The sequence below is a fragment of the Streptomyces sp. NBC_01476 genome (assembly GCF_036227265.1).
In the GTDB taxonomy this organism is placed as follows: domain Bacteria; phylum Actinomycetota; class Actinomycetes; order Streptomycetales; family Streptomycetaceae; genus Actinacidiphila.
The window spans coordinates 5,030,149-5,043,905 of sequence record NZ_CP109446.1 but is presented as its reverse complement, the minus strand read 5'-3'; the positions used below and the strand labels follow the sequence as shown (position 1 = coordinate 5,043,905).

General features: G+C 72.2%; 13 protein-coding genes and 1 pseudogene. 4 read left to right on the top strand and 10 right to left on the bottom strand.

The window, feature by feature from the left end; genetic code table 11:
• Positions 1-9 precede the first annotated feature (9 nt).
• Both OG552_RS36480 and OG552_RS22100 read left to right on the top strand, forming a co-directional pair.
• Positions 10-132 (top strand): type II toxin-antitoxin system Phd/YefM family antitoxin, encoded by a 123-nt coding sequence (locus OG552_RS36480; protein ID WP_443071181.1) that lies wholly within the window; start codon positions 10-12, stop codon positions 130-132.
• A pseudogene (locus OG552_RS22100) lies at positions 129-383 on the top strand (Txe/YoeB family addiction module toxin); the annotation flags it as partial. The gene OG552_RS36480 and the pseudogene OG552_RS22100, both read left to right, overlap by 4 nt.
• 17 nt (positions 384-400) lie before the next feature.
• On the opposite strand, the gene OG552_RS22095 reads toward OG552_RS22100, so the two are convergent.
• On the bottom strand, positions 401-769 hold the full coding sequence (locus tag OG552_RS22095; protein ID WP_329135545.1) for a holo-ACP synthase: 369 nt from the start codon (positions 767-769) through the stop codon (positions 401-403).
• 603 nt (positions 770-1,372) lie between these two features.
• Here OG552_RS22095 and coaA point away from each other — a divergent pair.
• Positions 1,373-2,332 (top strand): type I pantothenate kinase, encoded by a 960-nt coding sequence (gene coaA, locus OG552_RS22090; protein ID WP_329135543.1) that lies wholly within the window; start codon positions 1,373-1,375, stop codon positions 2,330-2,332.
• A gap of 62 nt (positions 2,333-2,394) precedes the next feature.
• Here coaA and glmM read toward each other — a convergent pair whose 3' ends face one another.
• From glmM to rplM, 3 genes are all read right to left on the bottom strand, one after another.
• Positions 2,395-3,753 carry a phosphoglucosamine mutase gene (glmM, locus tag OG552_RS22085; protein ID WP_329135541.1) on the bottom strand — a complete coding sequence of 453 codons (1,359 nt, stop codon included), beginning with the start codon at positions 3,751-3,753 and terminating at the stop codon, positions 2,395-2,397.
• Between the two features lie 141 nt (positions 3,754-3,894).
• Positions 3,895-4,410 (bottom strand): 30S ribosomal protein S9, encoded by a 516-nt coding sequence (gene rpsI / locus OG552_RS22080; RefSeq protein ID WP_329135539.1) that lies wholly within the window; start codon positions 4,408-4,410, stop codon positions 3,895-3,897.
• 39 nt (positions 4,411-4,449) lie between these two features.
• A complete protein-coding gene (rplM, locus tag OG552_RS22075; protein ID WP_329135537.1) occupies positions 4,450-4,893 on the bottom strand; it encodes a 50S ribosomal protein L13 in 444 nt (147 codons plus the stop codon).
• Between the two features lie 419 nt (positions 4,894-5,312).
• Here rplM and OG552_RS22070 point away from each other — a divergent pair, with 419 nt between their 5' ends.
• Complete coding sequence (locus tag OG552_RS22070; protein ID WP_329135535.1) at positions 5,313-6,269, top strand: LysR family transcriptional regulator; 957 nt, start codon at positions 5,313-5,315, stop codon at positions 6,267-6,269.
• Positions 6,270-6,493: 224 nt separating this feature from the next.
• Here OG552_RS22070 and OG552_RS22065 read toward each other — a convergent pair whose 3' ends face one another.
• The 6 genes from OG552_RS22065 to OG552_RS22040 form a co-directional block, all read right to left on the bottom strand.
• A complete protein-coding gene (locus OG552_RS22065; RefSeq protein ID WP_329135533.1) occupies positions 6,494-7,732 on the bottom strand; it encodes a vWA domain-containing protein in 1,239 nt (412 codons plus the stop codon).
• The gene (locus tag OG552_RS22060) at positions 7,729-8,829 is read right to left on the bottom strand and encodes an SRPBCC domain-containing protein (RefSeq protein WP_329135531.1); all 1,101 of its coding nucleotides are present in this window, start codon (positions 8,827-8,829) and stop codon (positions 7,729-7,731) included. The genes OG552_RS22065 and OG552_RS22060 overlap by 4 nt, the downstream gene beginning before the upstream one ends.
• A 105-nt stretch (positions 8,830-8,934) precedes the next feature.
• Positions 8,935-9,825, bottom strand: coding sequence for an AAA family ATPase (locus OG552_RS22055; protein WP_329135529.1), 891 nt, complete (start codon positions 9,823-9,825; stop codon positions 8,935-8,937).
• Positions 9,825-10,703 (bottom strand): XdhC family protein, encoded by an 879-nt coding sequence (locus OG552_RS22050; RefSeq protein WP_329135527.1) that lies wholly within the window; start codon positions 10,701-10,703, stop codon positions 9,825-9,827. The genes OG552_RS22055 and OG552_RS22050 overlap by 1 nt, the downstream gene beginning before the upstream one ends.
• Before the next feature lie 132 nt (positions 10,704-10,835).
• Entirely contained in the window at positions 10,836-13,235 is a 2,400-nt protein-coding gene (locus tag OG552_RS22045; protein WP_329135525.1) for an aerobic carbon-monoxide dehydrogenase large subunit, read from the bottom strand.
• Positions 13,232-13,756 (bottom strand): (2Fe-2S)-binding protein, encoded by a 525-nt coding sequence (locus tag OG552_RS22040; protein ID WP_329135523.1) that lies wholly within the window; start codon positions 13,754-13,756, stop codon positions 13,232-13,234. The genes OG552_RS22045 and OG552_RS22040 overlap by 4 nt, the downstream gene beginning before the upstream one ends.
• Between the last annotated feature and the right edge of the window lies 1 nt (position 13,757).

Here is a 13,757-nt window from a genome sequence, read left to right as displayed (position 1 = left end):
CGTAGGGCGATACTCCGGGCGGGACACGAGCCCGTCGTCATCGTCCCGCTCGCCGAGTACGAGTCGCTGCGCGAGACCGCGTACCTGTTGCGCAGCCCGGCGAACGCCCGGCGGCCGGCGGACGACGAGTGAAGATCGTCTTCGACGAGGCGCCGTGGGACGACTGCCTCTGGTGGCAGGTCCAGGACCGTAGGGTGCTCAAACGGATCAACACGCTGATCAGGGACATCGCCCGCAACGGCAACGAAGGCATCGGCAAGCCCGAACCGCTCAGGCACGGCTTCCCGGGCTACTGGTCGCGCCGGATCACCGACGAACACCGTCTCGTCTACAAGATCACCGAGGACGAGATCCGGATCGCCGCGTGCCGGTACCGCTACGAGGGGGGAGCCGGCCCTGATCAGCCCTCGGCGATGACGACCGCGGAGGCGATGCCGGCGTCGTGGCTCAGCGAGACGTGCCAGGTGCGGACGCCGAGGGTGGCGGCGCGGGCGGCGACGGTGCCGGTGACGGTGAGGAGGGGTTGCCCCGCCGGGGTGGTGGTGATCTCGGCGTCGAGCCAGTGCAGGCCGGAGGGGGCGCCGAGGGACTTGGCGAGGGCCTCTTTGGCGGCGAACCGGGCGGCGAGGGAGGCGGTGCCGCGGGGGTCGCCGGAGGGCAGGAGCAGCTCGGTCGGGGTGAAGAGGCGTTCGGCCATGCCCGGGGTGCGGGCGAGGGCCGCTTCGAAGCGGTTGATTTCGGCCACGTCGATGCCGATCCCGACGATCATCCTGCGGTTCCCGACCGCGGTTCACGGCATGCGCCCATGCGGGTCAGCTTAGGCGGGGGTGCGGTGTGTCCGCATGGCGGGGCGAGCGAGCGCGCTACGCTGCGCCCTCCCTCCGGGGGCCTCCCCGCTACCCCCCACCGGCCGGCAGCCCGGCCCCGACCCCAACAGCCCCTTTGCACCGGTGACGAAGCGCGGCACCATCGTGGCTGCTCGCGCAGGGGTGCCCCGAAGGGGCGCGAGGAACTGCGCGAGCAACCCACCACCGGGCCGGTGGTCCGGACACGACAGCAACAGCCCCCTTCGGACGGTGACGGAGTGCGGCGCCGTCGTGGCTCGTCGCGCAGTTCCTCGCGCCCCTGGTAGGGCACCGTCACACCGGATCGGGGAGCCGGTCGCACAGCCCCCGCCCCGCAGGGGCGCGGAGAACTGCGCGAGCAACCACCCACCGGCCGGTGGTCCGGACACGACAGCAACAGCCCCACCCGGACGGTGACGGGGCGCGGCACCATCGTGGCTCGTCGCGCAGTTCCTCGCGCCCCTGGTAAGGCACCGTCACACCGGACCGCCCCGCGAGGGAAATGGTGGGGGAAGGAGAATGGCCCCGTGCCGATCAATGCCGTGCCTGCGACGCCGTATGTGGACCTCAGCCGCGACCAGTGGCGGACGCTGCGCGACCGCACCCCGCTTCCGCTCACCGCCGCCGAGGTAGAGCGGCTGCGCGGGCTGGGGGACGTGATCGACCTGGAGGAGGTGGTCGACGTCTACCTGCCGCTCTCGCGGCTGCTCAACCTCTACATCGCCGCCCACAGCGGCCTGCGCGGCGCGCTCAACACCTTCCTCGGGGACCTGGCCGGCGCCCAGCCCGGCACGCCCTTCGTGATCGGGGTCGCCGGCAGCGTCGCGGTCGGCAAGTCCACCACCGCCCGGCTGCTGCAGGCCCTGCTCGCCCGCTGGCCCGAGCACCCGCGAGTCGAACTCGTCACCACCGACGGCTTCCTGCTCCCCAACGCCGAACTCACCCGCCGCGGCCTGATGGCCCGCAAAGGCTTCCCCGAGTCCTACGACCGCCGCGCCCTCACCCGCTTCGTCGCCGACGTGAAATCCGGCAAGCCCGAGGTCACCGCGCCCGTCTACTCCCACCTGAGCTACGACATCGTGCCCGGCGAGCAGCTCACCGTGCACCGCCCCGACATCCTGATCGTCGAGGGGCTCAACGTGCTGCAGCCCGCCCTCCCCGGCAGCGACGGCCGCACCCGGATCGGCCTCGCCGACCACTTCGACTTCAGCGTCTACGTGGACGCCCGTACCGAGGACATCGAGCAGTGGTACCTCGGGCGGTTCCGCAAACTCCGCGACACCGCCTTCCAGGACCCCAGCTCGTACTTCCGCACGTACACCCAGGTGCCGGAGGCCGAGGCGATGGAGTACGCCCAGCTGATGTGGCGCACCGTCAACCAGCCCAACCTGGAGCAGAACGTGCTGCCGACCCGCAGCCGGGCCACGCTGGTGATCCGCAAGGGCCCGGAGCACAGGGTGCAGCGGCTGAGCCTGCGCAAGCTCTGACGCCCGCGCCCGGCACGCAAAAGGCCCGGGCCGCCCGGCCCGGGCCTTGCGCACCGCAGGACCTAGCCCAGCGTCGACTTCACCACGTCCGCCAGCCGCCCGGCCACCGCACGGGCGTGCTCGATGTCCGCCGCCTCCACCATCACCCGGACCAGCGGCTCCGTCCCCGAGGGGCGCAGCAGCACCCGCCCGGTCGCGCCCAGCTCGGTCTCCGCCTCGGCGACCGCGACGGCCAGCTCGACGGCGGACTCCACCCGGCTCCTGTCCACGTCCGGCACATTGACCAGCACCTGCGGCAGCCGCCGCATCACGGTGGCGAGGTCGGCCAGCGTCCGTCCCGTCTCGGCGACCCTGGCCGCCAGCAGCAGACCGGTGAGCGTGCCGTCGCCGGTGGTGGCGTGGTCCAGCACGATGACGTGCCCGGACTGCTCCCCGCCGAGCGCGTAGCCGTGCTCCTTCATCGACTCCAGCACGTAACGGTCGCCGACCGCGGTCTGCACCAGGTTGATGCCCTCGCGCTCCATCGCCAGCTTGAAGCCGAGGTTGGACATCACGGTGCCGACGACGGTGTCCTGCCGCAGCCCGCCGCGCTCGCGCAGCGCGACCGCCAGGATCGCCATGATCTGGTCGCCGTCGACCTCGGCGCCGTTCGCGTCCACCGCCAGGCAGCGGTCCGCGTCGCCGTCGTGCGCGATGCCGAAGTCGGCGCCGTGCGCGACCACGGCCTCCTGCAGCAGGCCGAGGTGGGTGGAGCCGCAGCCGTCGTTGATGTTGAGGCCGTCGGGGTCGGCGCCGATGGTGATCACCTCGGCGCCGGCCCGGGAGAACGCCTCGGGCGACACCCGGGAGGCCGCGCCGTTCGCCTCGTCCAGAACGACCTTCAGGCCGTCGAGCCGGTTCGGCAGGACCCCGATGAGGTGGGCCACGTACTGGTCGAAGCCCTCGTCGTAGTCGCGGACCCGGCCGACGCCGGCGCCGGTGGGGCGGTTCCAGGGCGCACCGGTGCTGTGCTCCTCGTAGACCGCCTCGATCCGCTCCTCCAGCTCGTCGTCGAGCTTGTGGCCACCGCGGGCCAGGAACTTGACACCGTTGTCCGGCATGGCGTTGTGGCTGGCGGAGAGCATCACGCCGAGGTCGGCACCCAGCGCGCCGGTGAGATACGCCACCGCAGGAGTGGGCAGCACACCGACCCGCAGGACGTCCACGCCCGCGCTGGCGAGGCCCGCCACCACGGCGGCCTCCAGGAACTCGCCGGACGCCCGTGGATCGCGGCCGACCACGGCCACCGGCCGGTGGCCCTCGAAGCTGCCCAGCTCGCCGAGCACATGCGCCGCGGCGACGGACAGGCCGAGCGCCAGCTCGGCGGTGAGATCGGCGTTGGCGATGCCCCGCACCCCGTCGGTGCCGAAGAGTCGTCCCACTGTTTTCCTCCGATAGCCGGTCAATCGGTCGTACCACCACAGATGTACGCCCGGGCGTAAACGAAACGCCCCGGAGGCACCAGTGTGTCTCCGGGGCGTTCGACACGCCGGGCGGGAAGCGGGAAACCCCCGCCGGAGGCGTCAGCGCTTGCTGAACTGCGGCGCCTTGCGGGCCTTCTTCAGACCGGCCTTCTTCCGCTCGACCGCGCGGTCGTCACGGGTCAGGAAGCCGGCCTTCTTCAGCGGGCCGCGGTTGTTGTCCACGTCCGCCTCGTTGAGCGCACGGGCGACGCCCAGGCGCAGCGCACCGGCCTGGCCGGAGATGCCGCCACCGTTGATACGGGCGACGACGTCGTAACGACCGTCGAGCTCCAGCACCTTGAACGGCTCGTTGACTTCCTGCTGGTGCACCTTGTTCGGGAAGTAGCCCTCAAGGGTGCGACCGTTGATCTTCCACTTTCCGCTGCCCGGGATGATCCGGACGCGGGCGATGGACTGCTTGCGGCGGCCGGTGCCGGCGGCCGGCTGCGGGTCGCCGAAGCGGGACGCGAGCGACTCGGAGGTGTACTCCGACTCGACGGCCTCCGACTCGAAGGTGGTGATCTCGTCGTAGGTCTCGTCGCCCTCGACGGGGGTCTCGGCAGTGGTCTCAGCCACGATTCTCCTCAGATTCTTTCTGGTAGCTGGTGGCCGGGACTACTGCGCGACCTGGGTGATCTCGAACGGCACCGGCTGCTGGGCAGCGTGCGGGTGCTGGTCGCCCGAGTAGACCTTCAGCTTCGAGAGCATCTGACGGCCCAGGGTGTTCTTGGGAAGCATGCCCTTGACGGCCTTCTCGATGGCCTTCTCGGGGTGCTTGTCCAGCAGCTCGTCGTACCGCACGGAACGCAGGCCGCCCGGGTACCCGGAGTGGCGGTAGGCCATCTTCTGGGTCCGCTTGTTGCCGGTCAGGTGCACCTTGTCGGCGTTGATGATGATGACGAAGTCACCGGTGTCGACGTGCGGGGCGTAGATGGGCTTGTGCTTGCCCCGCAGAAGGGACGCGGTCTGGGTCGCGAGACGGCCCAGGACGACGTCCTGCGCGTCGATGACGTGCCACTGGCGAGTGACATCGCCGGGCTTGGGGCTGAACGTACGCACGGTCGTAGCCTTCGCTTCTTCTCAGTGAGTGTGTCCTGACAAGGCCACCCGGACGATCACGACAGCCCTGGCCGCCTTCGGGGACGCAACCCGTCGGCTTGCCGCTGTCCATCGGCCCGGTGGACCGGCGTAAGGGCCCCTCACGTGAGATAGAGCAAGCCAATACGCATAACGAACTAGGAGGATACCCGTGCGGGCCCGCACGGGTCAAAACGCCGGTCGGCGGCGTTCCCCCCGCAGGATCGCGCCGCCCGACGGACCATAGCCGGGTCCGTACTCCCGGAGGTAGTTTGTGACCGGGGCCACAAGACCCTTGTGCGGCACCGCGGATGGCGGGTCGAGGTGGTGGTTCCGCTGGTTCCGGTGGTGATTCGGGTGGTGGCTCGGGTGATGTCGGTCGGACGGTTGGGAGGCATCGGTTGACCCCGACGCAGTTGCGGGCGTTCGCGGCGACGGTACGGCTCGGCTCGGTGAAGGCGGCCGCAGCCGATCTGGACGTGTCGGAGGCCGCGGTCTCGATGCACGTCGCGCATCTGCGCAAGGAGCTGGGCGACAAGCTCTTCACCCGGGCGGCGAGCGGGCTCGCCTTCACCCCGGGCGGCCTGCGGCTGGCCAGCCGGGCGATCGAGATGCTCGGGCTCCAGGACCGGACCGTGCTGGAGGTCAGCCAGGCCGGAGCGGGACGGCGGCTGCTGCGGCTGGCCACGTCGAGCCTCTTCGCGGAGCACGCGGCGCCCGGCCTGATCGAGCTCTTCGCCGGGCGGGCCGCCGATCTGAACGTCGAGCTGAGCGTCCACAACCCGCAGAGGTTCGGCACGCTGCTGGTGACCCGGGCGGTCGACGCGGCGATCGGGCCGCGGCCGGCCACCCTTGAGGAGCCGATGTCCTGTACGACGTTCCTCAACTACCAGGTGCTGGCGGTGGTGGGCACCGGCCACCCGCTGGTGTCCGGCCGGGTGGGCCTGCCGGAGCTGCGCGCGCAGACCTGGCTGCTGGGGCCCTCGGCGGTCGGCCGGATAGGGATGGTGCCGACGGTGCTGCGCCGGATCAACGTGCCCGAGGAGAACCAGCGGATCTTCCAGAGCCACGCGGCCGCGATCGAGGAGGCCAAGCACGGCAAGGGGGTGGCGCTCGCGGTCGCCTTCGCGGTGGCGAAGGACCTCGCGGCGGGCGACCTGCACCAGGTGGTCACTCCGGTGCTGCCGGCCCGTGGCTCCTGGAACATCCTCACCCTGCCGGACCGCGACGCCCCGCCGGTGGCGGCGGAGCTGCGGCGCTTCGTCACGACCCCGCGGGCCACCCAGGCGATGCTCAAGGGTTCCGGCGTCACCGCGGGCCGCTTCCGCCCCGCGGTGCACGTAACCCTCTGGAGCTGAGCCGCGTCCCGCTGACGGTAAGGAGGCGCTGGGGGTGCCCCCGGACGAAGTCTGGGGGAGGAACTGCGCGCGCAACCCACCACCGGCCGGTGGTCCGGGAACGGCAGCAACAGCCCCTTTCGGCCGGTGACGGAGTGCGGCCCCGTCGTGGCCGTTCGCGCAGTTCCTCCCCCAGACTTCGTCCGGGGTACCCCCAGCGCCCCTGCGGGGCACATGGCCGGGGGTCAGCCGCGGGCGCGGGGGCCGCGGGCGGCGCGGGCGGCGATCTCCGCGGGCAGCCGGAGCAGCGAGCCGAAGGTGTCACCGGGCAGCAGCGCATCGCAGTACGGCAGCGCCGCGGCCATCGTGCCGGTGCGCGGTAGGAAGCCGGGCGCCCCCGCCCGGGGGTTGAGCCAGACCACCGTGTGGGCGCGGCGCCGCAACCGCGCCATCGCCGCGGCCAGCTGCTCCGGCGGGTCGCCGTCCCAGCCGTCCGAGCCGATGATCACCACCGCGCCCCGCAGCAGGCCACCGTGGTGCGAGCCGAGCAGCGTCCGCAGGCTGCCCGCGATCCGGGTGCCGCCGAAGCGGTCCACCACCCGGGCCGAGGCCGCCGCCACCGCGGCCTCCGCCGAGCGGTGCGCCAGCACGGTGGTGAGCCGGGTGACCGTGGTGGCGAAGGCGAAGACCTCCGCGTCGGTGGTGAGGGCCAGCGCGCGCATCAGATGCAGGTACGCGACCGCCTGCGGCTGCATGGACTGGCTGACGTCACAGAGCACGACGACCCGGCGCGGTCTGGTCACCGGCCCGGTCCTGACCAGCTTCACCGGCTCCCAGCCGGTACGGCGGGCGCGCGCCACGGTCGCCCGCAGTTCGACCAGCGGGCCGCCGGGCCGGACGCGGTGGCGCCGGGAGCGGCGGACCGGCCAGACCGGCAGCGCCCGCTCCAGCCACTGGCCGAGCAGCGCGGTGTCGCGCGGGCTCAGCTCGCCGAAAGGGGTGTCCGCGAGACCGGCCAGGTCGCTGGGCAGCCGCTCGGGCACGGCGAGCTTCTCCGCGCCGTCGGACGTCCCGGCTCCCGCGACGGCCGGCGGCAGCGTCACCCAGGGCAGGCCGCCGCCCTCCTGCGACTCCTGGGACGGGCCGGGTACGGAGGCGTAGCCGTCGTCCGCGGTGGGGGCGGCGCCCAGGCCGGTCCGCCGGGCGTTGGGGTCCAGCGGGAGGACGGCGTCCCCGAAGACCGCGTCGAACACGGCGTCGAAGACCGCCAGGTCCCCGTGCTCCCGGGCCAGGCAGATCCTGGCGGTCCAGTACAGCGCCTCCCGTGACGAGGGCGGCACCGCCTCCAGCGCCCGGGTGAAGTCCTCGACGGAGGTCAGGCCGACCGCCACCCCCCGCTCCCGCAGCCGTCCGGCGAGCGCGACGGCAAAGGCCGCGCGGTCGACGGCCGGGAGCAGCGGAAGGCCACCGGCGGGAACCGTCACCGGACGATCAGCCAGATCACCACGCCGATCACGACGAGGACGAGCACCGCCACCGGGATCAGCCTCTTGTAGACCGACGAGCCGGCCAGCTCCATCAGATCCAGCGGTTCGGCCTCCGGCGTGGCCTGAAAGGACCCCGCCCCGGCGGCCGAGGCGTCAGCGGGCGCCACAGCAGCGGGCGGCTCCGCCAGACCCGCGACGGGAGCGGCCGCCTCCAAGGACCCGAGGCCGGCCCGCGCGCCCTCGGCGGGCAACGCTGCCCCGATCCCCACCTCCCCCGCACCACCGGAGGCCGGCGCGGACGTCGCCTGCCCCGAACTCGTACCGGCGGAAGCCGCGTCCGTACGACCAGCCACGGACCCCGCCGACCCGCCGGCGACCGGCGCGGTCGCCGCCTCCCCCGAACCCGCACCTGCGGGGCCCGCGCTCGTGCGGCCCCACGCGGGGGTCGACGGGGTGGAGGCCGTGGGCGTGGGGGCCGTTCCCGCCGGGCCGGGGGCCGGGGTTGCGGGCGCCGTGGCCGGGCCCTCCGTACGGGTCGGCGGCGCGGCAGGCGACTCCGCGACCGGCGGGGCCGCGGTCACGGGGCCCGCGCCCGCCGCCCCGCCGGCGCCGGCGGGGGCCTCCGCCGGTCCGGTGCCGCCCGCCGCAGGCGCCTCGTGCAGCTGCGCCTCCAGGTTGTGCACGAACTGCGTCAGCAGCTTCTCCGAGATCTCCTTGATCATCCCGCTGCCGAACTGCGCCAGCTTCCCGCTGATGTTGAGGTCGGTGGAGACGCTGACGTGCGTGCCCGAGCCGTCCTGCCGCAGCTGGGCGTGGATCATCGCCGAGGCGTTGCCGCCGCCCCGCGCGTCCTTGCCGGAGGCACTGATCACCGCGTGGTGGGCGGCGTCGTCCTTCTCCACGAAGCGGGCCGTCCCGGCGAACTGGCTGATCACCGGCCCGACCTTGACCTTCACCTTGCCCTTGTAGACATCGCCCTCGACACCGGTGAGCTGCGCACCGGGCATGCAGGGGGCCAGGCCCTCCAGGTCCGTGAGCGCGGCCCAGGCGCGCTCGAGCGGGGCATCGACACCGAATTCGTTCTCGATCTTCATGGCTTCCTCTGCTTCTTCCGGTGCTTCTTCCGGGCTCGCTCGGACTCACGCTGACTCACGCGGACTCACGCGGACTCGCTCAAAGAATCTGCCGCTCGGACGGGTTCACGGCGCCACCGCCTTGGGATAGCCGAGGTCGTCGAGCGCTTCGGTCACCGCGACCAGATCGTCCGCGCTCTTGGCGACCGTGCTGAGCGTGCGCACGATGTCGCCCCGCGCCAGCCGGCTGACGTCCAGCGCCGACAGCGCGGAGAGCCAGTCGATCGCCTCGGCCATCCCCGGCGCCTTGTCCAGCTCCAGCCGGCGGGCCCGCCCGATGAACTCGGCCGCCGACGCGATCAGCGGGTCGCCCGCACCCGGCACCGTACGGCGCAGGATCTCCACCACGCGTTCCGGCGCCGGGAAGTCGATCCAGTGGTAGAGGCAGCGCCGCCGCAGCGCGTCATGGAGTTCGCGGCTGCGGTTGGAGGTGAGGATCACCAGCGGCGGCCGGGCCGCGGCGAAGGTGCCGAGCTCGGGGACGGTGATCGCGGCCTCGCCGAGGAACTCGAAGAGCAGCGCCTCGAACTCGTCGTCCGCGCGGTCGATCTCGTCGATCAGCAGCACCGGCGGCAGCGGACCGTCGTAGCGGACCGCCCGCAGCAGCGGCCGGTCCTGCAGGAACTCCTCGGTGAACAGGTCCGCGTCGGTGAGCCGCTCGGCGCGGGCCTCGGTGAGCCGGATCGCCAGCAGCTGCCGCTGGTAGTTCCACTCGTAGAGCGCCTCGCTCGCGGACAGCCCCTCGTAGCACTGCAGACGGATCAGCGGGGTGCCCAGCGTCTCGGCGAGTGCCTTGGCGGTGCTGGTCTTGCCGACGCCCGGCTCGCCCTCGATGAGGAGCGGCCGGTGGAGGACGGTGGCCAGGTAGAGGGCGGTCGCCGTGCCGTCGTCCACCAGGTGGCCGACCGCGTCCAGCCGCCGCCTGACCTCCGCGGCGTCCGTGAAGAGGCCGCCCACTAACCCACCGGCTCTTTCGTGTAGCGGTTCAGGCAGCCGGAGCCGCAGAACCAGTGGTCGACACCGTCCACCACCGCGTGCGGGGTGTCCGGTCCGACCGTGACCGTCATGCCGCAGACCGGGTCGATCGCCTCGGCGGGTGCCCGGTCCGGCGCAGGTGCGGGTACCCGCACCTGCCCGGAGCGGACCGCCTCCACCAGCTCGGCGAGGATGGAGAGCGCGACCTCCGGCGGCGTACGGGCCCCGATGTCCAGACCGGCCGGGGTGCTGATCCTGGCGCGTTCGGCCGCGGTCAGCTCCAGCTCGTCGAGCAGGGCGGAGCCGCGGCGCCGGCTGGCGACCAGGGCGATCCGGTCCACGCCCGCGTCGAGCGCGGCCCGGATGGACTCGATCTCGTCGCGGCCGTGTCCGGCGACGACCACCGCCACCGTCTGGGGGTCGACCGGTCCGGCGGGCAGCGAGCGGGCGGTGGCCCAGCCGAGCACGTCGGCCACCGCGAGCACCGCTTCGGCGACCGGGGTGTGCCCGACCACCTCGATCAGCGGCGGGGGCAGTACGGGTTCGAGGAAGATCTCCAGCGCGCCGCCGGACAGGCAGGTGTTCACCACCACCTCGGCGCCGGGCGCCTCGGGGAAGTCCTGCTCGCCCTCCGGCAGGACCCGCAGCAGCAGCGGGCGGGCGGCACGCAGCGCGCCCAGGGCGGCGGTGCGCACCGAACCCTCGGCGCACACCCCGCCGACGAAGCCGTCGATCGTGCCGTCGTCGTACACGATCGCCTCGTCCCCGGCGTGCGCCGAGGCCGGCGCCTGTGCGCGCACCACGGTGGCGTGCACGAACGGCACACGCCGCTCGGTCAGTTCGAGCGCTCGCGCGCTCACCGCCTTGGACACCTTGCCCATCTCCTCTTCGAACCCACCGGACCGACGGAACCCGCCGGACCGACCGGACCGACCCGACCCACCGGACCGACCCACCGGACCACGCAAGCGGCACACCACCCGGGCCGCGGCCTAGATCGGCGGTGTGGCCCGTCCCTGCATGGCCTCCCATACCCGCGACGGGGTGAGCGGCATGTCCGCGTGCCGGATCCCGTACGGCTTGAGCGCGTCCACCACCGCGTTGACGATGGCCGGCGGGGAGCCGACGGTCGCCGACTCGCCGACGCCCTTGGCGCCGATGGGGTGGTGCGGCGACGGGGTGACGGTGAAGCCGGTCTCCCAGTCGGGGACTTCCATGGCGGTCGGGATGAGGTAGTCCATCAGCGAGCCGCCGAGGCAGTTGCCGTCCTCGTCGAAGGAGATCATCTCCATCAGCGCCATGCCGACGCCGTCGGTGAGGCCGCCGTGCACCTGGCCCTCAATGATCATCGGGTTGATCCGGGTGCCGCAGTCGTCCACCGCGATGAACCGCCGTACCGTCACCTTCGCCGTGCCGGGGTCGATGTCGACCACGCAGATGTAGGCGCCGTGCGGGTAGGTCAGGTTCTCCGGGTTGTAGCAGATCTGCGCCTCCAGGCCGCCCTCGACGCCCTCGGGCAGGTCGCCCGCGCCGTGGGCGCGCATCGCGATGTCCTGGATGGTGACCGAGGCCGACGGGTCGCCCTTGACGTTGAAGGCGCCCTTCGTCCACTCCAGGTCGGCGACCGACACCTCCAGCATCGCCGAGGCGATCAGCTTGGCCTTGTCGCGGACCTTGCGGGCCACCAGCGCCGCCGCCGCACCCGACACCGGGGTGGAGCGGCTGCCGTAGGTGCCCAGGCCGAACGGGGTCTGGTCGGTGTCGCCGTGCACCACGTCGATGTCCTGTGGCGGGATGCCGATCTCCTCGGCGACGATCTGCGCGAACGTCGTCTCGTGGCCCTGCCCCTGGGTCTGCACCGACAGCCGGACGACCGCCTTGCCGGTGGGGTGCACCCGCAGTTCGCAGCCGTCGGCCATGCCCAGGCCGAGGATGTCCATGTCCTTGCGCGGCCCGGCGCCGACCGCCTCGGTGAAGAACGACACCCCGATGCCCATCAGTTCACCGCGGGCCCGCTTCTCCGCCTGCTCGGCGCGCAGCGCGTCGTAACCGGCGATCTCCTTGGCCAGCTCCATGGTGGGCGCGTAGTTGCCGGAGTCGTACGTCCAGCCGGTCTTGGTGGCGTACGGGAACTGCTCGGGCCTGATGAAGTTCTTCATCCGCAGCTCGACCGGGTCCATGTCCAGCCGGTACGCCAGGCAGTCCACGATCCGTTCGACCAGGTAGACGGCCTCGGTGATACGGAAGGAGCAGGCGTACGCGACGCCGCCGGGCGCCTTGTTGGTGTAGACGGCCGTCATCTTGCAGTACGCGGCTTCGATGTCGTAACTGCCGGTGAAGACACCGAAGAAGCCGGCCGGGTACTTCACCGGGGCGGCCACCCCGTTGAACGCGCCGTGGTCGGCGAGCACATGGGTGCGGATGGCCAGGATCCTGCCGTCGGCGGTGGCCGCGATCTCGCCGCGCATGATGTAGTCGCGGGCGAAGCCGGTGCTGGTCAGGTTCTCCGAGCGGTCCTCCATCCACTTCACCGGCTTGCCGGTGAGCAGCGAGCCCACGATGGAGCAGACATAACCGGGGTAGATCGGCACCTTGTTGCCGAAGCCGCCGCCGATGTCGGGGGCGATCACCCGGATCTTGTGCTCGGGCAGTCCGGCCACGATCGCGTACAGCGTGCGGTGGGCGTGCGGGGCCTGGGTGGTGGACCACAAGGTGAGCTTGCCGTCCACCGCGTCGTAGTCGGCGACCGAGCCGCAGGTCTCCATCGGGGCCGGGTGCACCCGGGGGTAGACGATGTCCTCCCTGACCACGACGTCGGCGCGGGCGAAGACCGCCTCGGTGGCGTCGGCGTCGCCGGTCTCCCAGTCGAAGCAGTGGTTGTCGGTCTTGCCGTCGAGGTCGTCCCTGATCACCGGGGCGTCGGGGGCGAGCGCGGTGCGGACGTCGACCACCGGGTCGAGCTGTTCGTACTCGACGTCGATGAGTTCCAGCGCGTCGCGGGCCGCGTACCGGTCCTCGGCGACGACGAAGGCGACCTCCTGGCCCTGGAAGCGGACCTTGTCGGTGGCGAGCACCGCCTGCACGTCGTTGGAGAGGGTCGGCATCCAGGCCAGGCCCTTCTCGGCGAGCATGGCGCCGGTGACCACCAGACGCACCTTCGGGTGCGCCTCGGCCAGGCTGGTGTCCACCGAGAGGATCTTCGCGTGCGCCATCGGCGAGCGGAGGATCGCCAGGTGCAGCATGCCGGGCAGCTGGACGTCGTCCACGTAGCGGCCCCGGCCGCGGATGAAGCGCGGGTCCTCCTTGCGGAGCATCCGGCCGTGGCCGTTGGGCTTGTGGTCGTTGTCCTCGAAGGCGGTGGTGTTGGGCGGGCGGACCGGAGCGGTGGTCATGACGCACTCCCTGACGTGGTGGCGGTTTCCGGGAGCGGGGCGGTGAGGGAGGTGCGGGTGCCGGCCTCCTCGGCCGCCGCCCAGCGGATGGAGCGCACGATCGTGGCGTAGCCGGTGCAGCGGCAGATCTGCCCGGAGATCGCCTCGCGGATCTCCTCCTCGTCCGGGTCGGGGTTCCGGTCGAGCAGGGCGCGGGCGGTCATCATCATGCCGGGGGTGCAGAAGCCGCACTGCAGGCCGTGGCACTCCATGAACCCGCGCTGTACGGGGTCGAGTTCGCCGTTCTGCTCCAGCCCTTCGACGGTCCGCACATCGTGCCCGCCGGCCATCGCGGCCAGCACCGTACAGGACTTGACGGGCTCGCCGTCCATCCACACCACGCAGGTGCCGCAGTTGCTGGTGTCACAGCCCCAGTGGGTGCCGGTGAGCGCCAGGTGGTCGCGCAGGAAGTGGACCAGCAGCAGCCGGCCCTCGATCTCCCGGGTGACCTCGTCGCCGTTGACGGTCATGGTGACCTGCATG

Bases quoted from the DNA above. Each gene is read 5' to 3' on its own strand.
- OG552_RS22095 (WP_329135545.1), bottom strand. From the start codon at position 769: ATGATCGTCGGGATCGGCATCGACGTGGCCGAAATCAACCGCTTCGAA.
- OG552_RS22060 (WP_329135531.1), bottom strand. From the start codon at position 8,829: ATGAAGATCGAGAACGAATTCGGTGTCGATGCCCCGCTCGAGCGCGCC.
- OG552_RS22045 (WP_329135525.1), bottom strand. From the start codon at position 13,235: ATGACCACCGCTCCGGTCCGCCCGCCCAACACCACCGCCTTCGAGGAC.
- OG552_RS22040 (WP_329135523.1), bottom strand. From the start codon at position 13,756: ATGCAGGTCACCATGACCGTCAACGGCGACGAGGTCACCCGGGAGATC.